We start from the raw sequence: 21,273 nt of genomic DNA on the forward strand, positions 1-21,273 counted from the left end.
ACATGTCCAAACAATTCGACGTCATCGTGATCGGTGGCGGCCCTGGCGGCTACATCGCTGCCATCCGCGCCGCGCAACTGGGCTTCAACGTGGCCTGCATCGACGAGTGGAAGAACGGCAAGGGCGGCCCCGCACCGGGCGGCACCTGCACCAACGTGGGCTGCATCCCGTCCAAGGCGCTGCTGCAGTCGTCCGAGCACTACGAGCACGCCGGCAAGCATTTCGCCGACCATGGCATCGAGGTCAAGGGCCTGGGCCTGGACGTCGCCAAGATGCTGGCGCGCAAGGACAACGTCGTGAAGCAGAACAACGACGGCATCCTGTATCTGTTCAAGAAGAACAAGGTCACTTTTTTCCATGGCCGTGGCTCGTTCGTGAAGGCTGCCGAAGGCGGTTACGAGCTCAAGGTCGCGGGTGCGGCTGAAGAGAGCATCACCGGCAAGCACATCATCGTGGCGACCGGCTCCAACGCCCGTGCGCTGCCTGGCACGCCGTTCGATGAAGAACTGGTGCTGTCCAACGACGGCGCGCTGCGCGTGGGCACCGTGCCCAAGAAGCTGGCATTGATCGGCTCCGGCGTGATCGGTCTGGAAATGGGCTCGGTCTGGCGCCGTCTGGGCGCGGACGTCACCATCCTCGAGGGCCTGCCGACCTTCCTGGGTGCGGTCGACGAGCAGATCGCCAAGGAAGCCAAGAAGGCCTTCGACAAGCAGGGTCTGAAGATCGAGCTTGGCGTGAAGGTCGGCGAGGTCAAGACCGGCAAGAAGGGCGTTTCCATCGCCTACACCAACGCCAAGGGCGAAGCGCAGACGCTGGAGGCCGACAAGCTCATCGTCTCGATCGGCCGCGTGGCCAACACCATCGGTTTGAACGCCGAGGCCGTGGGCCTGAAGCTGGACGAGCGCGGTGCCATCGTGGTTGATGACGACTGCAAGACCAGCCTGCCCAACGTGTGGGCGGTCGGCGACGTGGTGCGCGGCCCGATGCTCGCGCACAAAGCCGAGGAAGAAGGCGTAGCCGTGGCCGAGCGCATCGCCGGCCAGCATGGGCATGTGAACTTCAACACCGTGCCCTGGGTGATCTACACCAGCCCGGAGATCGCCTGGGTCGGCCGCACCGAGCAGCAGCTCAAGGCCGATGGCGTGGCCTACAAGGCTGGCACCTTCCCGTTCCTGGCCAATGGCCGCGCACGCGCGCTGGGCGACACGACCGGCATGGTCAAGTTCCTGGCCGATGCCAAGACCGACGAGATCCTGGGCGTGCACATGGTGGGCCCTCAGGTCAGCGAGCTGATCTCCGAGGCCGTCGTGGCCATGGAGTTCAAGGCCAGCGCCGAGGACATCGCCCGCATCTGCCACGCGCACCCGTCGCTGTCAGAGGCGACCAAGGAAGCCGCGCTGGCCGTCGACAAGCGCACGCTGAACTTCTGAACCCTTTCCCCGCATGACGGTGATCGGTCCGGTCCGCGCGGCTTATGACGCGGAACTGAAGACCCGTGGCTACCAGAGCGATCCCGCGCAACTGCGCGCGGTGGACGCGCTGGAGCGCTGCGCGGCCGAATGGGCGGCCTATAAGGACAAGCGGTCGAATGCGCTCAAAAAGCTCATCAACCGCCTGCCCGTGCCGAAAGGCGTCTACATGTATGGCGGGGTGGGGCGCGGCAAGAGCTTCCTGATGGATTGCTTCTTCAACGCCGTGCCGATCAAGCGCAAGACGCGGTTGCACTTCCACGAGTTCATGCGTGAGGTGCACCGCCAGTTGGTGGACTTGCAGGGCACGGTGAATCCGTTGGACGAATTGGGCAAGCGCATGTCCAAGCGCTACAAGCTCATCTGCTTCGACGAATTCCATGTGGCGGACATCACCGACGCGATGATCCTGCACCGCCTCCTGGCCGCGCTGTTCGAAAACGACGTGGGCTTCGTGACCACCTCCAACTTCGAGCCGAACGGCCTGTACCCGGACGGCCTGCACCGCGACCGCATCCTGCCGGCCATCGCGCTGCTGAACGAGCGCATGGAAGTGGTGAACGTGGACAACGGCACGGACTACCGGCGCCGCACCATGGAACAGGTCAAGCTGTACCACACGCCGCTGGGGCCGCAGGCCGACGCGGAGATGGCCGACGCCTTCAACCGCCTGGCCGAGACGGCCGACGAAGACCCGGTACTGCACATCGAATCACGCGAGATCAGGTCGCGGCGCAAGGCCGGCGGCGTGGTCTGGTTCGACTTCCGTACGCTGTGCGGCGGCCCGCGTTCGCAGTACGACTATCTGGAGCTGGCAACCCAGTTCCACACCGTGCTGCTGTCCGATGTGCCGGCCATGCCGGTGCGCATGGCGTCCGAGGCACGGCGATTCACCTGGCTGGTGGACGTGCTGTACGACCGGCGCGTCAAGCTCATCATGTCGGCCCAGACGGTGCCCGAATTGCTGTATACCGAAGGCCCTTTGTCGCACGAGTTTCCGCGAACCGTGTCACGCTTGAACGAAATGCAATCGGTCGAATTCCTGGCGCTGGAGCGCCGCACCGTGGACACGGGGCTCACATGAAGCGCCTTGCGTCTCGGCTGTGCCTGCTGCCTGCGCTGCTTGCGGCGGCTTGTGCCTGGGCCCAGCCCGACGAGGTGCAGGCCGAGCGCGCGCACATCGCAGCCGAGCGCGGCCGGATCGCACAGCGGGTGGCGGCCGAGCAACGGGCCTGCCACCAGCGCTTTGCGGTCAACGATTGCCTGAAGGCCAGCCGCGCCGTCGAGCGCAAAGAGCTCGATGCATTGCGCAGGCGTGAGGTCGTGTTGAACGACCAGGATCGCCAGCGCAAGGCGACCGAGCAACGGGCCAAGCTGCAGGACAAGCGCGATGCCCAGCAAGCCGATCAGGCCACGCGCGAGACCGTACCCGCCGCCGCCCCGAACCAGCCACCGCAGCCTGCCGGTGGCCGACTGCCGGCCTCGCCCGTGCCACGCGCACCTGACGCGGAGCAGGTCCAGAAATACGAAGAGACCATGCGCCGCAAGCACGAGCGCAACGTGCAGGACAACGCCCGCCGCGCCGAGCACGCGGCCAGGGCGGCCGAAGAGACGCAGCGCTATGAGGCGCGGCAGCGCGAGGCAGCCGATTACAAGGCACGCATCGAGCAGCGCAACGCGGCCAAGCCCAGCACGGCGCAGCCCCTGCCCGCACCATGAGGGCCGACCTGGTCAGGCCAGGTCTTCGATCACCAGCATGCGGTACTTCTCGGCGAAGGAGAACGGTGCGGTGCGCACCACGTCCATGACCGCCTCGGTCTCGTCGGCATCGGGTGCGTGGACCATCAGGGCCCAGTGGCCCTGGCCGGCCAGGGCCGCGTACTGGCGCACGGTGGCCGCTTCGGTGCCGGCCGAAGGAAGAGGGATGTCAGCGCTGCCCACCGTTCGCACCACCTTTTCCAGCACGTCCTGCGGGCTGAGCAGGATCACCGGTTCCTTGGACAGCGATGCGCGCTCGATCGTCTGGCCCACACTCTTGGCATCAGCTTCCGTCGGAAACATGGCGAAGATGTACCCGGTGGGGTAGAAAACGCCCGCCATGGTGAGCATGTTGGGCTGCAGGTCGAGGGCTTGCATGGCAACTCCTTAAGGTTGCCTCGATTGCAGCCGGTTGCGGCCATTGCCGCTGTCGGCGCGATTGGCCGAACGCTGTAGGTCAGAGCCCCGGCAGGGTAGGCAGGGGCTCCAGGCGCATCGTGGGCTCACCAACGATGCGCGCCTGGTTCTGCAGGGCGTCCTGCACGCCATTGGCGAAGTAGCTGTTCTGCGTGTCCGGCTCCAGCGCAGCCACGACCAGGTTGGCCAGTGGCTGGGACAGCGGCACGTAGTAGCTGCCCATTGGGGTGTCCAACAGGCCACGCACCAGCTCGACCTGCACGCGCACGACGGGTGCGGCGTCGGCGATGCTGCCGCGCACATCGCTGCGCTCTCCTGTGCTGCGCGTGGTCTCGCGGTAGGTCTCGCCCAGCACGGCGCCAGGCTCGGCGATGCGCATGACCTGCACGCCCAGCAGCTGCAGCCGCTCTGCGGTGGCGGTGGACGCGGCCGACAGCCAGTAGCCGCAGGGGCGCGGGCGGCTCTTTTGCACCCGCAGCTCCAGCGCCGAATACCACTCGACGTCGATGCTGCGGTCGGCGCCCGTGGCCGGGTCCAGCATCATGAGCGCTCGCCGCTGCGGCGTGGCGCCGGCGGCCGTCACGACATCGCCGCGGCAGGCGTTGCCGGCCATCTCGCGGTCCATGTACGAGCGCAGCTTGATCAGGTCGTCGGCACGCTGCGAGGTGCTTTGCAGCACGCTGGCGATCGCCGTCACGTGCGTGTGCACGCGGCGCTGGATGTGCAGCCGGCCGATGCCCACGCCACGCGTCTCGATCAGCAGGCTGACCGCATTGCGCAAGCCGTAGACGTTGCGGCCGGTGTCGGGCTGGGTGCCGCCCATGGAGATGCGCAGGTCCTGCGGATCGGTCGACGTGGTGTAGTACCACTCGTTGCTGAGCTGCTGCTTGGTCAGCGCGGCGACCAGCGGGCGGCGGAACCATTCTTCGGAGGCGCGCGGCATGAACTCCGACAGGTTGGGCGTCGTGGCGTATTGCAGCAGCGCGTCGAACTTCTGCACCGCGCCGAACTTCTCCAGGAAGCGCCCGACCACGGTGTACTCATGCGCGTCCACGGTCACGATGGGCTGGTAGTCGCGCTGCAGGCGCGCCAGGGCGCGGGCCTCGGGCGTGCGCAGCAGCAGGTGATCGCGGTTCACGTCGATGCCGCCGGCTGTGACGCGCTTGCCCGCGGCCGCGCCGTCGGGGTTGGCACGCGGCACGACGATCACGTTCATGCGCTCGAGCACCGGCGTCAGCACGCCTTGCGCGAGTTCTCGCGCCACGACCAGCAGCGCCTCGGCCGGCGCCGGCTCGTCGCCATGCTGCTGGCCGATGAGCAACACCGTGGGCCTGCCCGAGGCCATGAGGCTGGCCGGGTCGGTGCCAGCGGCGCGCGTCAGCACCAGTGCCTCCAGCGGCACGCCGCTTTGCGACTGGCCCAACGAGAGCACGCTGCTGCGCGGCGACTGCGCGCCGCCGCGCGTGGCGGCCAGGTCGCGCAGCCACGTGGCGATCTCGCCGTTGCTCGTGAAGTTGTCGCGGCCTGGCGCCAGGCCGGGTGTGCTGTAGGCGATGGCCGGGTCCGGAAAGCGCGCCGCCACCTCGGGGCCGTAGGGCGGGGCCGGCTCTGCCGGCGCCGCGGCGGCCGGGGCGGCGCTGGAAGCGGCGCCGGGCGGCAGCACGGGTGCGATCTCCACTGCGGCCTGCGGCGGCTCCGGCGCGCGCTGGGCCGAGGTGCCCATGTCGGTCACGGCAGGGGCCGTGCGGACGCCGGTGGTGCCTTGGCCCGGCCAGGGCGGCAGCGGCGTGGAACCGCAGGCGGCCAGCAAGGCCAGCAGCAGGGGCGCGAGCGCGCGCGCGGCAGGGATCGGGGTGGGGATGCGGTGCGTCATGGTTGCATGGGGCTATGCGCGGGACGGGCTGCGCGGGTTCTGCGTGCGCGAGAGTCGATCGGTGCGACCGATGGCCCTCGCGGGGTCAATACTGGCTCTGGCTCGGTGGGGCCAGCACGGCCATCAGCGCTTCGGCCGTGACCTCGAACGACAGCAGCTTGCGCTCCGTGCCTTCGACCGAGGCCAGCAGGTCGCGCGTGAGATCGAGCTCGTGGCGCAAGCCCTTGATGGAGTCCAGGTCGCCCCGGTGGGGTGCCAGCAGCAGTTTCACAGCGGCAAGCAAGGCCAGCTGCGAGCCTGCAGAGTCGTCGTGGGTGTGAGGCATGGTGAGCTCCGGTATGAGGCGCACAGTATGCCCTGGGCCGTGGCCCGCCTGCCCCTGCGCCGCGCCGGACAAACCCGCGTGCCGCATGGGCAAAATGGCAGGCCCGCCGCTTTGCTGCCCCTTGCCACCATGTCCGCCATTTCCCTGCCGCGCGTGCACGCGCGCCGCCTGCGCGAGGTCTACCGCTCGGCAGGCTGGCCTTACCAAGACCCGCTGGAGCTCGAGCTGCTGGCCGGCGGCCTGCTCGAACGCAGCTGCGACGGCGGCCGCGAGACCGTGCGCCTGACAGAGACCGGCATCCAGGCAGTGGCGCAGAGCCTGGCGGCGGGCCGGCGTGCGCGCTCGGCGCACGAGGACCTGGTCGACCTGGTGGCCCGCGCGATGGGCCGGGAGGGCCGCATCGTGTGGCGCGGGCTGTCCTTGCGGGCCCTGGTGCCGGGCCAGGAGCCGGACGCGCCCCGGGCCTGGTGCATGGCCTGCCCGGATGTCTTCTCGATTCGCAACACCTCGGTCGCGACCTACGTGGAGCCCGTGGTGCACGAGGTCAAGGTCAGCCGGGCCGACCTGCTGGGCGACCTGCGCAAGCCGGCCAAGCGCGCGGCCTACCTGGACCTGGGCGGGCAGTGCTGGTACGTGCTGGGCAACGACGCGCGCGGCCGTGCCATCGGCGATGCCGACGACGTGCCGCCGGAATGCGGCGTGATGGCGCTGCAGGCGGGCAGCCTGGCCGTGCTGCGCAACGCGCCGCGGCGTGAGGTGGCGGCCTTGCCGTTCCATGTCTGGATGTCCCTGGCACGTGCCACGCCCTGTGCTGGTGCCGACCCCGAGGCGCAACAGGTGCTGCAGGCACTTTGACGGTGCCCAAGACCTTTGCTGCGCCCGAGGAATCGCCGCGCAGCCGCGAGGCGCTCGCCTACACTTTGCTTTTCCCGAGAGACGCGACGGCCACATGATCCGGACACCACGCCGCACTGCCATCCCCCTGCTGGTCTGCCTCGCCGTCCTGGCCGGCTGCCAGTTCCCCCGCGCGCCCTTGCCGCCGCAGGAGCAGTTCGACTCCAGCTCGACGTTCTCGCGCTCCTTCGGCGCCACGCCCACCGAGACCTGCGAGGCCGCGCGGCGCGCGCTGCTGAGCCAGGGCTATGTGATCAATGCGGCGACCAAGGACCTGGTCCACGGCCGCAAGAATTTCCAGCCCGCCATGGACACCCATGTGGAGATGGAGATCCGCGTCGTCTGCGCGCCCGAGACGCGCAGCGGCAAGAGCACGCTGGGCTTCGTGACGGCGCAGCAGGACCGCTTCGCGCTCAAGAAGAGCAACACCGCGGCGAGCCTGGGCGTGGGGGCGGTGGGCTCGGTGTCGCTGCCGTTCTCGCAGAGCGACGACTCGCTGGTGCGCATCGGCAGCGAGACCATCTCCACAGAAGACTTCTACGAACGCCTGTTCGTGCTGATCAACCGCTTCCTGCTGGACGAGGAAGAAGAGGAGCAGCAGCAGCAGGGCGGCGGCCGTGCCCCTCACCCTGACGCGCCCAGCTTTGCGCCATTCGCGGCGCCGTCCTCGAGTCAGCGGGGATGAGGTGCCGGTGTAGGGAAATTTCCTACACCGTGCGATTCCCGAAGAGACGCGGCGCACATCCGTCTCCCGACTCAAATCTTTTTAGGCGGCAACCACAATTCATTTCAACGGATCGAGACGGAGTGACTGCAGTAAGTGCAGCAACCGAAGACCCGGGGAAATGTCCAAGGAGTGCAGCCATGAACACCGAGCAGATGATTGCGGAAATCCGCGAAGCCAACCTCACCTACCTGATGCTGGCGCAGAACCTGATCCGCCAGGACAAGGCCGCCGCGCTGTTCCGCCTGGGTATCCAGGAAGAGGCCGCCGACATCCTCGGCGCGCTCTCCGCCGCGCAGATCCTCAAGCTGGCCTCGGGCAACATGCTGCTGTGCCACTTCCGCGTGGACGACAACCTGGTCTGGAACCTGTTGACCAACCACGACGTGAAGAAGGTCGGCAACGAAGCCACCAACAAGCTGCACGCCAACATCCTGATGGCAGGCCGCCTGGCCGAGATCATCTAGAGAAACAACCCCCAGGCTGCGCACTGCGCGCTTCGCCAGCCCCCTTCTGCTGCGCGAAGGGGGCGCACCCAACGGAGTGGCAGGGCCAGTTCCGCGGGTGCCCCGGCGAAGTCGCTGCCCTTGCTTGAGACCGGAATCGCGGCACTGCCGTGTTCCCAGACGAGATAGACCCAAGGAGAAATATATGGCTGCCGCTTCCACCAAGAGTGTCCTGAACGATTCGCGCCAGATCGAGCGCGCTGCGATGCTGATCCAGATGGGCGCGCGCATGCAAGTGCTGGAGTCCGAGACCGAGCTGTCCTATGAGCGGCTTCTGCGCCTGTACAAGGAAGTGGCGGGCAAGTCGCCGTCCAAGGGCCAATTGCCGTTCTCCACGGACTGGTTCCTCTCCTGGCAGGAGAACATCCACTCCTCGCTGTTCCTGAACATCTACGAGTACCTGTCCAAGAGCCTGGACATCGACTCGATCGACAACCTGACCAAGGCCTACCGGCTGTACCTGGAGCAGGTGGAAGCAGCCGAGATCGACCCTTTGCTGTCCTTCACGCGCGCCTGGCGCCTCGTGAAGTTCGTCGACGCCAACATGCTCAACATGACCAAGTGCAGCAGCTGCGGCGGCAATTTCGTCTCGGAGCTCTACGAGAACCCGCGCAGCTACGTCTGCGGCCTGTGCAACCCGCCGGCGCGTGCGGGCAAGTGCAAGGGCGAGCGGTCGCTGATGCTGCAGTAAGCGGCTTTACGTCCAGAGATCGAGCGGCGGGTCCTGCGCCACGGCGCGCACGATGTCGCCGCGCGTGACCACCCCGGTCACCATGCCGGCCTCGTCCACCACCGGCAGGCCGGGCAGGCCGTTGTCGTGCAGCACGCCGGCCACGCGCCGGATCTCGGTGTCGGCCGCGGCGCTCGGCACGGGCGTCCACATCACTTCTGCAATCGGCTGAGCCATGGCGGCCTGCCAGGTCGCGGCGTCCAGCTCGGACACGGCCAGGCGCTCGGCGCGCAGCAGGTCGGTGCGCAGCAGCAGCCCGACCAGCATGCCGGAGGGGCTGACCACCGGCACCTGGCCGTAGCCGTGGTAGCTCAGCAGCTTCCAGGCGTCCAGCACCGAAGTGTCCTGCACCAGCGTCAGCGCGGGCTGGCTCATGATCTCGGCCACGCGCACCAGGGGTTGGCGCTGCGTCTCGCGCGGCTGCGTCTGGGCGTAGGCGGCCAGGGCCTGGCGCGCCGCCGGGCCGCCGACCACCGGACCGGGCACGGCCGGCGCACCAGGCAGCAGGGCCGGGTCGGCCGACACGCGTTCCGGCAACTCGGTCTCATTGGAATCCACGCGCCGCGTGCGCGGCGCGGCGTTGACGCGCTCGATCTGGCGCAGCTGTTCGGCAGAGCCGGTGAACTGGCGCCCGGCGACGCCGTAGACGGAAAACATGGCAGCCCTCCTTGCGCAAACGCCGTGGGCGCAGTGGCGACAGAAATTATCACAGCCGGCATCGCCCGTACGGGATAGGGGTGCTTCCTACAATCGCCCGATGCCTCCATTCGAATCCCCGGGCGCCGTCGACGCGTCGCCGCTGCTGCGCCAGCTCAACCCCGAGCAACTGGCCGCCGTCACGCTGCCCGATGAGCACGCGCTGATCCTGGCCGGCGCCGGCTCCGGCAAGACGCGCGTACTGACGACCCGCATCGCCTGGCTGCTGTCCACCGGCCGTGTCTCGCCCGGCGGCATCTTGGCCGTGACCTTCACCAACAAGGCGGCCAAGGAGATGGTCATGCGGCTTACCGCCATGCTGCCCGTGAACGCGCGCGGCATGTGGATCGGCACCTTCCACGGCCTGTGCAACCGCTTCCTGCGCGCACACTACAAGCTGGCCAACCTGCCGCAGAGCTTCCAGATCCTGGACACGCAGGACCAGCTCTCGGCCGTCAAGCGGCTCATGAAGCAGTTCAGCATCGACGACGAGCGCTTCCCGCCCAAGCAGCTGCAGTACTACATCAGCGGCAACAAGGAAGAGGGCCTGCGCCCGCACAACCTGGTGGCGCGCGACGAGGAGACGCGCAAGAAGATCGAGGTCTACCAGCTCTACGAAGAGCAATGCCAGCGCGAAGGGGTGGTCGATTTTGGCGAGCTGATGCTGCGCAGCTATGAATTGCTGCGCGACAACGATCCGGTGCGCGAGCACTACCAGCGCCGTTTCCGCCACATCCTGATCGACGAGTTCCAGGACACCAACACGCTGCAGTACGCCTGGATCAAGATGCTGGCCGGCAAGGGCGAGGTCGACAAGGATCGCCCGCCGCACGCCGGCAGCGTGCTGGCCGTGGGCGACGACGACCAGAGCATCTACGCCTTCCGCGGCGCACGCGTGGGCAACATGGCCGACTTCGTGCGCGAGTTCGACGTGCGCCAGCAGATCAAGCTGGAGCAGAACTACCGCAGCTTCAGCAACATTCTCGACTCGGCCAACGCGCTCATCGAACACAACAGCAAGCGCCTGGGCAAGAATTTGCGCACCGACCAGGGCCCGGGCGAGCCGGTGCGCGTGGTGGAGCAGAGCAGCGACTTTGCCGAGGCGCAGTGGATGGTGGAGGAGATCCGCCAGCTCGTGCGGGACGATGTCGAGCGCAAGGAGATCGCCGTGCTCTACCGCAGCAATGCGCAGAGCCGTGTGATCGAGACCGCGCTGTTCAACGCGGCCGTGCCCTACCGCGTGTATGGCGGCCTGCGCTTCTTCGAGCGCGCCGAGATCAAGCATGCGCTGGCCTACCTGCGCCTGCTCGAGAACCCGAACGACGACACCAGCTTCCTGCGCGTGGTGAACTTCCCGCCGCGCGGCATCGGCGCGCGCAGCATCGAGCAGCTGCAGGACGCGGCGCGCGGCGCCGGCTGTTCATTGCACGACGCAGTCAGCACCATGACCGGCAAGGCCGGCGCCAACTTGGGCGCCTTCGTCGCCAAGATCGACGTGCTGCGCGAGGAGACGCAGGGCCTGACGCTGCGCGAGATCATCGAGCAGGTGCTGGAGACCAGCGGCCTGATCGAGCACTACAAGGCCGACCGCGAGGGCGCGGACCGCATCGAGAACCTGGACGAACTGGTCAACGCGGCCGAGAGTTTCGTGACGCAGGAGGGCTTCGGCCGCGATGCCGTGGCCTTGCCGATCGACGAGCACGGCACGCGGCTCACGCAGTCGCCGGCCAGCCAGGGGCTGGACCCGTCGCTGCCTGCGGCGGCGCAGAGCGAAGCCATCGCCGGCATCGTGCCCGACACGGGCGAGACGCTGTCGCCGCTGGCCGCCTTCCTGACCCACGCTGCGCTGGAGGCCGGCGACAACCAGGCCAAGGCCGGCCAGGACGCCGTGCAGCTCATGACCGTGCACGCCGCCAAAGGCCTGGAGTTCGATTGCGTGTTCATCGGCGGCATGGAGGAGGGACTGTTCCCGCACGAGAACAGCATGAGCGACCGCGACGGGCTGGAGGAAGAGCGTCGGCTCATGTACGTGGCCATCACGCGCGCCCGCAAGCGCTTGTACCTGAGCTTTTCGCAGACGCGGCTGCTGCACGGCCAGACGCGCTACAACCTGCGCAGCCGGTTCTTCGAGGAGCTGCCGGAGGGCGCGCTGAAGTGGATCACGCCGAAACAGGGTGGCTTCGGCTCGGGCTGGAACGCGCAGCGCGGTGCGTCGCGGCCGGGCGGCTTCGGCATCGAGTCGGGCAACTTCCCCAGCAGCGCGCCGCTGCCGCCGCAGAAGGCCGAGCCGGCCCATGGGCTGCGCAGCGGCATGAAGGTGTTTCACAACAAGTTCGGCGAGGGCACGGTCACGCTGCTCGAAGGGACGGGGGACGATGCGCGCGCGCAGATCAACTTCCCGCGCCACGGCGTCAAGTGGCTGGCGCTCGCCGTGGCCAAGCTGACGCCGGTGCCCTGAAGGCCAGGGCAGGGGGCTGCAGTCCTGCCCCCTCGCTCGCACGCTCAGCGCATGCCGATCGCGGCCGTGCCGTGCTGACGGCTCGCGTCGAAGCCGGCGAACATGAATTGCTGGATGCCGTTCGCCAAGGGGTAGGCGAGGGCGATGCCGCTGGCCGATTGGTCCGGCAATGCGCATGGCGCAGGGCCGAAACGCAGCGACGCGTTGAAGACGTTCTTGCCCGATGGGCGTGGCGTCAGCGTGCCCGTCATGGTGCAGCCCAGGCTGGAGACCCCTGTGACCGAGCCGTTCGGCGCCACGCTCAGCGTGATGCTTTCGCCCGTGAGCGCGTTGAGAGACCAGTTGCCTGCGACGGAAGCCAGCGTCGCCGGCGTGTCGTACTTGTAGGGCGCGGTGTTCCCATCGCCCTTGAACGAGACGGCGAAACTGTCGAAGTTGAACTTGCCGTCGATCGTCTTGGCCCGTGCGTCGTAGCGCGCCGTTGCCGTGGCCGGCATCGCAGGCGATGCGCCGAAGTCGCGCAGATCCGTCGAGGTGTAGTTGCCGTCGCTGGAGTTGCCGCTGCCCTGCAGGAAGCCGCTGATCGCGAACAGTCCGGACGCCTGCTTGGCCCCGTAGAAGGCCCACACCTCCCCGGTGTCGGTGATCACCGCGCTGAAGGCGTTGAGGTCGTTCGCACCGCTCAGGGTTCCGACGTAGGCGCCTTCGGCTGTCGGGTTCGAGGGCATGTCGTCATCGCCGTCACCGCCGCCGCCGCCGCAGGCGACCAGGAGAGAGCTGAGCACGACGGTGGCCAGCAGATTTTTTTGGAATGCGTGTCGCATGGGTGTCCTATTTGTTGTGGATGCGCCGGCCTGTTCCGGGGTGGCCGGGCGCTGGCAGTCTAGTGAGAGGGTGGCTCACTTTTCGTTGCGTTTGATACGCTGGATTTGCGGTTGCTTGCAGGCGGATGCGCGCTGCGCGGGGCGGGCGAGGCGCCATCGCACAATGCGCGCCATGCTCGTCAGCTTGCCCCCAGATCCTCCGCGTCGTGCGGCTGTTCCATGCAGGCCCGTGTGCGGCTGACCGGCTGGGCGCGCCTGGCGCTCGCACCCGTTCTTTTGCTGGCCGTGCTGTGGACGGTGGACGTCGAGGCCGTGCTGCGCCAGCTGGCCGGTGCGCGACCGCACTGGCTGCTGGCGGGGCTGGCCAGTGCCATTGCGTCCAATCTGGTGTCGGCCTGGCGCTGGTGTTCGCTGGTGCGCTGGCTCGGCCACGCCGTGCGGCAGGCCTGGGCCCAGACGATCTACTTCCAGTCCATGGCCGTCGGCGCGCTGCTGCCCGGGGCCGTGGTGGGCGGCGATGTATTCCGCGCCCTGGCGCTGCGGCGCAGCGGGCAGGGCGCGCTGGAGGCCGGCCTGGCCGTGCTGCTGGATCGGCTCAGCGGCCTTTGGATGCTGTGGGTGCTGGCGGTGTCGGCGGCGGCATGGGGTGGCGCCGAGGCCTTGCCGGCGCTCGGCGTCGTCCTGGCGCCTGGCGCGCTGCTGGTGCTGGCAGGCGCGCTCGTGCTCATGCCGGCCTTGGCCTTGCTGGGCCTGCGGCGTGCGACGCGAGCGGACGCATCGGCAGCCCTGTGGCGCCAGCGCGTGCACCGGCTCGCGCAGCGCGGCAACGGCGGCAGGGAATATGGACGGCAGCTGCTGGCGTCGCTCGCCGTGCAACTGCTGTCCGTGGGCGCGCTGGCCTGCGCCGGCCGGGCCATGGGGCTGGAGCTGCCGTTCTGGTGCTACGCCGTCGCGGCTGCTCCGACCTTCCTGATGGCGGCACTGCCGGTCAGCTTCGGCGGCTGGGGCACGCGCGAGGCTGCTGCGGCGTTGAGTCTGGGCCTGTTCGGCGTGGCTGCGCCGGTGGCCGTGGCGGCCTCACTGCTGTATGGGCTCATGGGTGTGGCGCAGGCGCTGTTCGGGGCGCTGTTGCTGGCGCGCCCCGTGCCGTTTGCAGGCAGCACCTGACCGAAGGCAGGGTGTGCCACCTGATTCATGCCCTGGTCCTACAGCCGTTTGCACCTCATCCGACAGCCGTGCGCTGCGCGCGAGCCTAGTCTTGCGGACGTGGGGCTTCCATGCTCCATTTCTTCACGCTAAAAAACCGCAAAGGAGCACCTCATGCACAACGGCACCACGAGCACCCTCGAAGGCATCGCACAGGACGGCACGCTGCAGCGCGGCGTGCGTCAGGTCGGCGACACGCTGCACGACACTATCGACAAGGTTGCAGAGCCGGTGCAGAGCGCCGTCAACCGGGTGTCCAACACAGCGCACGAGAGCGTCAACAAGGTCGCGAATTCCGTGCGATCGGCCGCGAGCAGGGTCGATGAACAGGCACGCCGCGTGCGCGACACCGTGCGTGAGCTGCCGCACCAGGCCGCCGACCATGCGCGCGACTATGTGCGCATCCGCCCGCTGCAGGCCATCGGGGCGGCGTTCGTGATGGGCTGGTTGATCGGCCGCCTGGGCGCCTACCGCTGACCCTGCCGGCGCCTGCGGGGCGCCTGCACAATGCGCGCCATGAAGTCCAAAGTGCAGTTCCGCATGCGCATCTATCGCGATGACAGCATCGCGATCGGGCCGGGCAAGGTCGCCTTGCTGGAGGCCGTGGCGGAGACCGGTTCGATTTCGGCTGCGGCGCGGCAGCTCGGCATGTCGTACCGTCGCGCCTGGCTGCTGATCGATGAGACCAACCGCGCCATGGTGCATCCCGCCGTCAACACTGCTGCGGGTGGCGCACATGGCGGCGGCACGGCGCTGACGCCGCTGGGTCAGGAACTCATCACGCGCTACCGCGCCGTGGAAAACGCCGCGCGCGTCGCGGCCGCTGCTGACCTGGCCGCGCTCAACCGCCTCATCGCTCCCTGACGGATACGGCGCCCGCCTGGTACGCCAGCCTGTGCCAGAATCGCGCGCTGTATCTCGATGGACAGTACGCAGACGCTCCTCGCCGGCATGGACTGGTCGCCTTTGATCCTGTCGATCAAGGTGGCTGCGTGGGCGACCGCCGTGGCACTGGTGCTGGGCGTCGCGCTCGGCTGGGTATTCGGCCGGCGCAAATTTCTGGGCCGACAACTGCTCGAAGCCGTGTGCATGCTGCCGATGGTGTTGCCACCGACCGTCGTCGGCTACGCGATTCTGGTGCTGGCCGGCCGGCGCAGCCCGCTCGGGGCCTGGCTGCGCGCGCACTTCGACTACTCGATCATCTTCAGCTGGCATGGCGCGGTCGTGGCCTCTGCAGTGGTGGCGTTTCCGCTGGTGTTCAAGTCCGCCATTGCGGCGTTTGCAGGTGTCGATCGCTCACTGGAGGCTGCCGCCGCCACGCTGCGCCAGTCGCCGGTGTCGGTGTTCCTGCGCGTGACCTTGCCACTGGCGTGGCCGGGCATCCTGGCCGGCACGCTGCTGGCGTTCGCACGGGCCATGGGGGAGTTCGGCGCCTCGTTGATGGTGGCCGGCTCCATTTCCAAACAGACCCAGACCCTGTCCATGGCCATCTACGACGCCAGCCAGGCCGGACAGGACGACCTGGCCCTGGTGCTGGTGCTCATCACCTGTGCGGTGTCGATTGCCGTTCTGGTGCTGTCCAACCGCTTGTTTGCCGCACGATGAGTCAGGCCCGCATCGACGTCGCCCTGCGCCTGTCGGTCGCCGATGGCCAGCGTCGGTTCAACCTGTCGGCCAGGTTCGCGACAGACGCGGGCGTCGTGGCGCTGTACGGTCCTTCGGGGTCGGGCAAGTCGCTGAGCCTGCAGGCCATGGCCGGGCTGCTGCGGCCCGATGCCGGGCATGTGCGCATCGCCGGTCGCACGCTGTTCGACGCGCAGGCCGGCGTGGACCTGCCGCCGCGGGCCAGGCGCATCGGCTACCTGTTCCAGCACTACGCGCTGTTCCCGCACCTGTCGGTGCGCGAGAACGTGGCGTTCGGGCTGACCTCGTGGCGCCAGCGCAGGCTGTCGGCCGGGCAGAGTGCCCAGGTGGACGGCCTGCTGCACAGCTTCGGCCTGTCGGCCATGGCCGACAGCCGGCCGGCCACGCTGTCAGGCGGCCAGCAGCAGCGCGTGGCGCTGGCCCGGGCACTGGCCTGCCGGCCGGAACTGCTGCTGCTGGACGAGCCCTTTGCGGCGCTGAACCCGATGCTGCGCGATGAATTGCGTGGTGAGCTGCAGCAGGTCTGCCGCAGTGCCGGCGTTCCCGCGGTGATGATCACGCACGACGTGGAAGACGTGCTGGCACTGGCCGAGGTGTGCTTCGTCTACGAGGAAGGCCATGTAGTGCGCGCGGTGGACCTGCGCGATGCGACGCACCGCGATCTGGCGCGCGAGGCGCTCACGGGCTTGCAGCCTGCGCCCCTGTCGCCGCTGCGCCAGCGCATGCAGCGCCTGTTGTCCGGCCAAGCGGTCGAGTAGTTCAGGGCAGCGCTGGCGGCTCGGTGGCGGCCGGCCCATCCGCGACGAAGCAGTCGCGGAAGGTGAAGAAGATCGAGGTGGACATCATCGCCGCCATCAGGAATGCGAACGGCATCATGATGGTGCTGGCCGCCTGTGCGCTGCCCAGCAACGAGGCGAACACCGCGATGACCATGCCCAGCACCATGACCAGCCCGCCCCAGGCCAGGCCGTACACCAGGAAAGCCCCCGCGTTGCGCAGGCAGGCCACGACGCTGAAGAACAGGCTCTTCACCGGTGACACGCCATGCCAGTGCACCAGGGCCGGGGCATGCCAGAACATCAGGAACACCGGCAAGTGCAGCAGCAGGGTCAGCAGCAGCGCAGCGCTGACCTGCTCGTTGGCGCCGCCTTCCGCGCCCGGCGCCGGGCCGGTGGGCACCAGCAGCGAGACGGCGAACGATGCAAGCATGGACAGCGCCGTGTAGATCACACCCAGCTGCAGCATGGCCTTGAGCCGTTGCTGGCCGGCGCGGAAGGCGCTCACCAGCACGGTCGGCATCGGGAACTTGCCGCGGCTGGCCTCCTGTGTGGCGGCCATCAGGCCCAGCGTGCTGGCCGGCACGAGCACGCCGGCCAGCACCACGCCGATCGCTGGCAGCTGCGAGACGATCAGCATGACCGCCATGTACATGAAAAACAGGCCGATCAGCGCCAGCGGCTGGCGAAAGAACGTCTTCACGCCATCGCGCACCCATTGGACGCCGGTGCGGGCGGGAACAATGTTGAGGTTCATGCGGCGACGGCAACAGGGTGGCTGGCGCGCGCGCGCAGCACCCGTTCGAAATGGGCCGGGTCGTGCGCCTTGAGCATGGACGCCTCGCGCGGCAGGTGGTAGTCCCACAGCCGCGAAATCCAGAAGCGCAGCGCACCGGCGCGCAGCATGGCCGGCAACAGCTGGCGCTCCTGCGCGATCAGCGGGCGCTCGGCGATGTAGGCGTCGAGCAGGGCGGCCGTGCGCGCGGGGTCGGTGCTGCCGTCGGCCAGATCGATGCACCAGTCGTTCAGGCACACGGCCAGGTCGAACAGCCAGGTGTCGACCCCTGCGAAATAGAAGTCGAAAAAGCCCGTCAGCTCGGGCCGGCCATCCGCGCCCTGGTCGAACATCACGTTGTCGCGGAACAGGTCGGCATGCACCGGGCCACGCGGCAGCGCAGCGTAGGCCGACGACTGCGCCACATGGTTCTGGTAGGCCAGCTCGCTGCGCAGCAGGGCGGCCTGGTCCGGGTCGAGGTAGGGCAGGACCACGGGCATGGTTTCGTTCCACCAGGGCAGGCCGCGCAGGTTGGGCTGGTGGCGCTCGAAGCCGCGCCCGGCCAGGTGCATGCGGGCCAGCATCGTGCCGACGGCCGCACAGTGCGCAACGCCAGGCGCCAGCTCGCTCTTGCCGCGCAGGCGGTTCACGAGCGCAGCCGGCTTGCCGTTGACCTTGTGCAGGATGCCGCCGTTGGCGTCGGCCGCCGGGTCGGGCACGGGCACGCCGTGCTGCGCCAGGTGCTGCATGAGGTACAGGTAGAACGGAAGCTGCTCGAAGCTCAGGCGCTCGAACAGCGTCAGCACATGGCGGCCGCTGTCGCTGTCGACGAAGTAGTTGGTGTTCTCGATGCCGCCCTCGATGCCGCGCAGCGACTGCAGCTGGCCCAGCTCCAGGTGGGTCAGCAAGGTCTGGGCGTCGTCGTTCGAGACCTCGGTATAGACAGCCACAGCGTCAGAAACCGAAGAGCTTCCAGACGCGCTGCCCGGCGTTGCCGGATGCGCTGTCGCGTTCGCCCTGGGGTCGGGTGCGGGCGCCGTTCTGCGGCACGATTTCGTACGCCGGCATGGCGCTGTTCAGGGGTTGCACGGTGATGCTCTGGGGTTCGCCGCCGTAACGCAGCTCTTCGATGCGTGCGCCGCGGTCTTCGATGGTGATGTGTTCGATGCGCTTGTCGCGGCCCTGCGGGGCTGGGTTGTCGCCGACCAGCGGAGCCGGGGCTTGCGACCAGGCCGAAGCCATGGCCGACAGGCAGAAACAGGTGACGAGAAATGCGCGCATCGCGGCATTGTAGGGGGCGGGGATGGCCCTGCTGCCGCAGGCACAATGCCGCGGATGAGCGATACGAACACCCTGCTGCTGGTCGACGGATCCAGCTATTTGTACCGGGCCTACCATGCGCTGCCGGACCTGCGCGGCCCCGACAATTTCCCGACCGGTGCGCTGCACGGCATGGTCGCCATGCTGACCAAGCTGCGCGCGCAGTTCCCGTCGGCGCATGCGGTGTGCGTGTTCGATGCGCCCGGCAAGACCTTCCGCGACGACCTGTACGCCGACTACAAGGCCAACCGCGCCGCCATGCCCGAGCCGCTGGCGCAGCAGATCGCACCGATCCACGAGGTCGTGAAGCTGCTCGGCTGGCCGGTACTGACGATTCCGGGCATCGAAGCCGACGACGTGATCGGCACGCTGGCGCGCAGCATGGCCGCGCGCGGCGGCAAGGTCATCGTCTCCACCGGCGACAAGGACATGGCACAGCTCGTGGACGACAAGGTCACGCTCATCAACACCATGAGCAACGAGTCGCTGGACCCGGCGGGGGTGCAGGCCAAGTTCGGCGTGCCGCCGGAGCGCATCGTGGACTACCTGTCGCTGATCGGCGATACGGTGGACAACGTGCCGGGCGTCGACAAGGTCGGCCCCAAGACCGCTTCCAAGTGGCTGGCCGAGCATGGCTCGCTGGACGGCGTGATGGCCGCCGCCGGCAGCATCAAGGGCGTGGCCGGCGAGAACCTGCGCAAGGCGCTGGACTGGCTGCCCATGGGCCGCCAGCTCGTCACCATCCGCACCGACTGCGACCTGGCCGAGCACGTGGCCGGCTGGGCGACCGAGGCTCCCTTCGACGCCCTCAAATTCGCCGAACCCGATCCTGCGCATCTGCTGGCCTTCTACACGCGCTATGGCTTCAAGACCATGGCCCGCGACCTGGAAGCGCGCATGGCTGCGACCAAGCCGGCCCCCGCATCGACCGACGACTTGTTCGCCGAAGGGCCGGGCGAGGCCGATGAGCCCGCCGCCACCATCTGCGAACCGGCCGCGCCCAGCGGCGACTACCAGACCATCGCCACCTGGGATCAGTTCGACGCCTGGCTGGCCCGCCTGCGCGCCGCGCCGCTGGCCGCGCTGGACACCGAGACCGATTCGCTGGACCCCATGCGCGCGCGCATCGTCGGCATCTCGTTCGCGCTGCAAACGCGCGAGGCCGCCTACATCCCGCTGGCCCACAACTACGCCGACGCGCCCGACCAGCTGCCGCTGAACGAGGTGCTGGCCAGGCTCAAGCCCTGGCTGGAGGACGAGGCCGCGGGCAAGATGGGCCAGAACATCAAGTACGACAGCCACGTGTTCGCCAACCACGACATCCAGGTGCGCGGCTGGCGCCACGACACGCTGCTGCAGAGCTACGTGCTGGAGGCCCACAAGCCGCACAGCCTGGAGAGCCTGGCCGACCGCCACCTGGGCCGCAAAGGCCTCTCCTACGAAGACATCTGCGGCAAGGGCGCCAAGCAGATCCCGTTCGCGCAGGTCGACGTAGCGACCGCCACCACCTACTCGGGCGAAGACAGCGAGATGGTGCTGGACGTGCACCGCGTGCTGTGGCCCGAGCTCGATGCCGAGCCCGCCGCCGCGCCCAGCCGCCGCTATGTCTACGAGCAGATCGAGATGCCGACCAGCGCACTGCTGCAGCGCATCGAGCGCCATGGCGTGCTGGTCGACGCCGAGGTGCTGCACAAGCAAAGCCAGGCCCTGGCCGAACGCATGATCGCACTGGAGCAGCAGGCCTACGAGCTGGCCGGCCAGCCCTTCAACATGGGCAGCCCCAAGCAGATCGGCGAGATCCTGTTCACCAAGCTCGGCATTCCGGGCCAGAAGAAGACCGCCAGCGGCGCGTATTCGACCGACGAGGAGGTGCTGGAGAAGCTGGCCGCCGACCATCCACTGCCGGCGCGGCTGCTGGAGCACCGCAGCCTGTCCAAGCTCAAGGGCACCTACACCGACAAGCTGCCGCTGATGGTCAACCCGATCACGGGCCGCGTGCACACCAACTATGCGCAGGCCGTGGCCGTGACGGGCCGGCTGTCCAGCAACGAGCCGAACCTGCAGAACATCCCGATCCGCACGCCCGAGGGCCGGCGCGTGCGCGAGGCCTTCATCGCGCCGCCGGGGCACCGCATCGCCAGCGCCGACTACTCGCAGATCGAGCTGCGCATCATGGCCCACATCAGCGAAGACCCGGGCCTGCTGAGCGCCTTTGCCGAGGGCCGCGACGTGCACCGCGCCACGGCGTCGGAGGTCTTCGGCGTGGCCGTGGACGAGGTCAGCAGCGAGCAGCGCCGCTATGCCAAGGTCATCAACTTCGGACTGATCTACGGCATGGGTGCGTTCGGCCTGGCCAGCAACCTGGGCATCGACCAGAAGGCGGCCAAGACCTACATCGACCGCTATTTCGACCGCTTCGCCGGCGTCAAGCGCTACATGGACGAGACGCGCGCCAAGGCTGCCGCGACCGGCTACGTGGAAACGCTGTTCGGCCGGCGCATCGTGCTGCCCGAGATCCTGGGCGGCAGCGGCCCGCGCCGTGCCGGTGCCGAACGCCAGGCCATCAACGCGCCCATGCAGGGCACGGCGGCCGACCTGATCAAGCTGGCCATGATCGCCGTGCAGGCCGAGCTCGACCGCGCCGGCAAGTCGACGCGCATCGTCATGCAGGTGCACGACGAACTGGTGTTCGAGCTGCCGGAGGACGAGGAAGACTGGGTGCGCACCGAGGTGCCGCGCCTGATGGCCGGCGTGGCGCAGCTGAAGGTGCCGCTGCTGGCCGAAGTGGGCGTGGGCGCCAACTGGGATCAGGCGCACTGACGCGGGCCCGCGCTATCGTCGCGCGTGGCGCGTCTGCGGAACGATCTGCAGTGGCGAC

At 68.4% G+C, this 21,273-nt stretch carries 22 protein-coding genes; 14 read left to right on the top strand and 8 right to left on the bottom strand.

All coding sequences use genetic code 11. The features are described 5' to 3' along the window. Window positions 1-2: 2 nt before the first annotated feature. Genes lpdA through ASF43_RS03590 form a run of 3 tightly spaced genes read left to right on the top strand, consistent with a single transcriptional unit; the run spans window position 3 to window position 3,188 of the window. Window positions 3-1,430, top strand: a complete 1,428-nt coding sequence (gene lpdA / locus ASF43_RS03580) for a dihydrolipoyl dehydrogenase (RefSeq protein WP_056176710.1) — start codon at window positions 3-5, stop codon at window positions 1,428-1,430. 13 nt (window positions 1,431-1,443) lie between these two features. Next, on the top strand, window positions 1,444-2,553 hold the full coding sequence (gene zapE, locus ASF43_RS03585; protein ID WP_056176713.1) for a cell division protein ZapE: 1,110 nt from the start codon (window positions 1,444-1,446) through the stop codon (window positions 2,551-2,553). Continuing rightward, window positions 2,550-3,188 carry a hypothetical protein gene (locus ASF43_RS03590; RefSeq protein ID WP_056176716.1) on the top strand — a complete coding sequence of 213 codons (639 nt, stop codon included), beginning with the start codon at window positions 2,550-2,552 and terminating at the stop codon, window positions 3,186-3,188. Before zapE ends, ASF43_RS03590 begins: the two co-directional genes overlap by 4 nt. A gap of 12 nt (window positions 3,189-3,200) precedes the next feature. Here the strand turns inward: ASF43_RS03590 and ASF43_RS03595 are convergent, their stop codons facing one another. The 3 genes from ASF43_RS03595 to ASF43_RS03605 form a co-directional block, all read right to left on the bottom strand. Further along, window positions 3,201-3,605 (bottom strand): hypothetical protein, encoded by a 405-nt coding sequence (locus ASF43_RS03595; protein ID WP_056176719.1) that lies wholly within the window; start codon window positions 3,603-3,605, stop codon window positions 3,201-3,203. Window positions 3,606-3,684: 79 nt separating this feature from the next. After that, window positions 3,685-5,517: a M14 family metallopeptidase gene (locus ASF43_RS03600; RefSeq protein ID WP_056176722.1), complete on the bottom strand. Its 1,833-nt coding sequence runs from the start codon at window positions 5,515-5,517 to the stop codon at window positions 3,685-3,687. A gap of 85 nt (window positions 5,518-5,602) precedes the next feature. After that, a complete protein-coding gene (locus tag ASF43_RS03605) occupies window positions 5,603-5,842 on the bottom strand; it encodes a hypothetical protein (protein ID WP_056176725.1) in 240 nt (79 codons plus the stop codon). A 129-nt stretch (window positions 5,843-5,971) separates the two neighbouring features. On the opposite strand from ASF43_RS03605, the gene ASF43_RS03610 reads away from it, so the two are divergent. The 4 genes from ASF43_RS03610 to flhC all read left to right on the top strand — a co-directional run bounded on the left by ASF43_RS03610 (window position 5,972) and on the right by flhC (window position 8,657). Further along, the gene (locus ASF43_RS03610; protein ID WP_056178080.1) at window positions 5,972-6,697 is read left to right on the top strand and encodes a hypothetical protein; all 726 of its coding nucleotides are present in this window, start codon (window positions 5,972-5,974) and stop codon (window positions 6,695-6,697) included. A gap of 94 nt (window positions 6,698-6,791) precedes the next feature. Next, window positions 6,792-7,421: a DUF2242 domain-containing protein gene (locus ASF43_RS03615; protein WP_056176728.1), complete on the top strand. Its 630-nt coding sequence runs from the start codon at window positions 6,792-6,794 to the stop codon at window positions 7,419-7,421. Window positions 7,422-7,600: 179 nt separating this feature from the next. Then, window positions 7,601-7,927 (top strand): flagellar transcriptional regulator FlhD, encoded by a 327-nt coding sequence (gene flhD, locus ASF43_RS03620; protein ID WP_056176731.1) that lies wholly within the window; start codon window positions 7,601-7,603, stop codon window positions 7,925-7,927. Window positions 7,928-8,111: 184 nt separating this feature from the next. After that, on the top strand, window positions 8,112-8,657 hold the full coding sequence (gene flhC, locus ASF43_RS03625) for a flagellar transcriptional regulator FlhC (RefSeq protein ID WP_056176734.1): 546 nt from the start codon (window positions 8,112-8,114) through the stop codon (window positions 8,655-8,657). A gap of 6 nt (window positions 8,658-8,663) precedes the next feature. Here flhC and ASF43_RS03630 read toward each other — a convergent pair whose 3' ends face one another. Further along, entirely contained in the window at window positions 8,664-9,353 is a 690-nt protein-coding gene (locus ASF43_RS03630) for an HPP family protein (RefSeq protein WP_056176737.1), read from the bottom strand. A 100-nt stretch (window positions 9,354-9,453) separates the two neighbouring features. Between ASF43_RS03630 and ASF43_RS03635 the strand changes: the two genes are divergently transcribed. After that, a complete protein-coding gene (locus ASF43_RS03635; protein WP_056176741.1) occupies window positions 9,454-11,850 on the top strand; it encodes a UvrD-helicase domain-containing protein in 2,397 nt (798 codons plus the stop codon). Between the two features lie 44 nt (window positions 11,851-11,894). Here ASF43_RS03635 and ASF43_RS03640 read toward each other — a convergent pair whose 3' ends face one another. Next, complete coding sequence (locus ASF43_RS03640) at window positions 11,895-12,674, bottom strand: hypothetical protein (RefSeq protein ID WP_056176743.1); 780 nt, start codon at window positions 12,672-12,674, stop codon at window positions 11,895-11,897. Window positions 12,675-12,893: 219 nt separating this feature from the next. On the opposite strand from ASF43_RS03640, the gene ASF43_RS03645 reads away from it, so the two are divergent. The 5 genes from ASF43_RS03645 to ASF43_RS03665 all read left to right on the top strand — a co-directional run bounded on the left by ASF43_RS03645 (window position 12,894) and on the right by ASF43_RS03665 (window position 16,282). After that, window positions 12,894-13,841: a lysylphosphatidylglycerol synthase transmembrane domain-containing protein gene (locus tag ASF43_RS03645; protein ID WP_056176746.1), complete on the top strand. Its 948-nt coding sequence runs from the start codon at window positions 12,894-12,896 to the stop codon at window positions 13,839-13,841. 153 nt (window positions 13,842-13,994) lie between these two features. Beyond that, window positions 13,995-14,357, top strand: a complete 363-nt coding sequence (locus tag ASF43_RS03650) for a YqjD family protein (protein WP_056176749.1) — start codon at window positions 13,995-13,997, stop codon at window positions 14,355-14,357. Window positions 14,358-14,396: 39 nt separating this feature from the next. Further along, window positions 14,397-14,744: a winged helix-turn-helix domain-containing protein gene (locus tag ASF43_RS03655; RefSeq protein WP_056178081.1), complete on the top strand. Its 348-nt coding sequence runs from the start codon at window positions 14,397-14,399 to the stop codon at window positions 14,742-14,744. Window positions 14,745-14,801: 57 nt separating this feature from the next. After that, entirely contained in the window at window positions 14,802-15,485 is a 684-nt protein-coding gene (modB, locus tag ASF43_RS03660; RefSeq protein WP_056176751.1) for a molybdate ABC transporter permease subunit, read from the top strand. Further along, on the top strand, window positions 15,482-16,282 hold the full coding sequence (locus ASF43_RS03665; protein WP_056176753.1) for an ABC transporter ATP-binding protein: 801 nt from the start codon (window positions 15,482-15,484) through the stop codon (window positions 16,280-16,282). Before modB ends, ASF43_RS03665 begins: the two co-directional genes overlap by 4 nt. Before the next feature lies 1 nt (window position 16,283). Here ASF43_RS03665 and ASF43_RS03670 read toward each other — a convergent pair whose 3' ends face one another. From ASF43_RS03670 to ASF43_RS03680, 3 genes are read right to left on the bottom strand one after another with little or no spacing between them, the layout of a single operon-like run. Continuing rightward, the gene (locus ASF43_RS03670) at window positions 16,284-17,057 is read right to left on the bottom strand and encodes a BPSS1780 family membrane protein (protein ID WP_056176755.1); all 774 of its coding nucleotides are present in this window, start codon (window positions 17,055-17,057) and stop codon (window positions 16,284-16,286) included. After that, the gene (locus ASF43_RS03675) at window positions 17,054-18,025 is read right to left on the bottom strand and encodes a homoserine kinase (protein ID WP_056176757.1); all 972 of its coding nucleotides are present in this window, start codon (window positions 18,023-18,025) and stop codon (window positions 17,054-17,056) included. Before ASF43_RS03675 ends, ASF43_RS03670 begins: the two co-directional genes overlap by 4 nt. 4 nt (window positions 18,026-18,029) lie before the next feature. Beyond that, window positions 18,030-18,356 (bottom strand): hypothetical protein, encoded by a 327-nt coding sequence (locus ASF43_RS03680; protein WP_056176759.1) that lies wholly within the window; start codon window positions 18,354-18,356, stop codon window positions 18,030-18,032. A 54-nt stretch (window positions 18,357-18,410) separates the two neighbouring features. On the opposite strand from ASF43_RS03680, the gene polA reads away from it, so the two are divergent. Then, window positions 18,411-21,215, top strand: coding sequence for a DNA polymerase I (gene polA, locus ASF43_RS03685; protein ID WP_056176762.1), 2,805 nt, complete (start codon window positions 18,411-18,413; stop codon window positions 21,213-21,215). Window positions 21,216-21,273: the final 58 nt, after the last annotated feature.

It is taken from the genome of Pseudorhodoferax sp. Leaf267 (assembly GCF_001422405.1).
Lineage (GTDB): Bacteria > Pseudomonadota > Gammaproteobacteria > Burkholderiales > Burkholderiaceae_C > Pseudorhodoferax.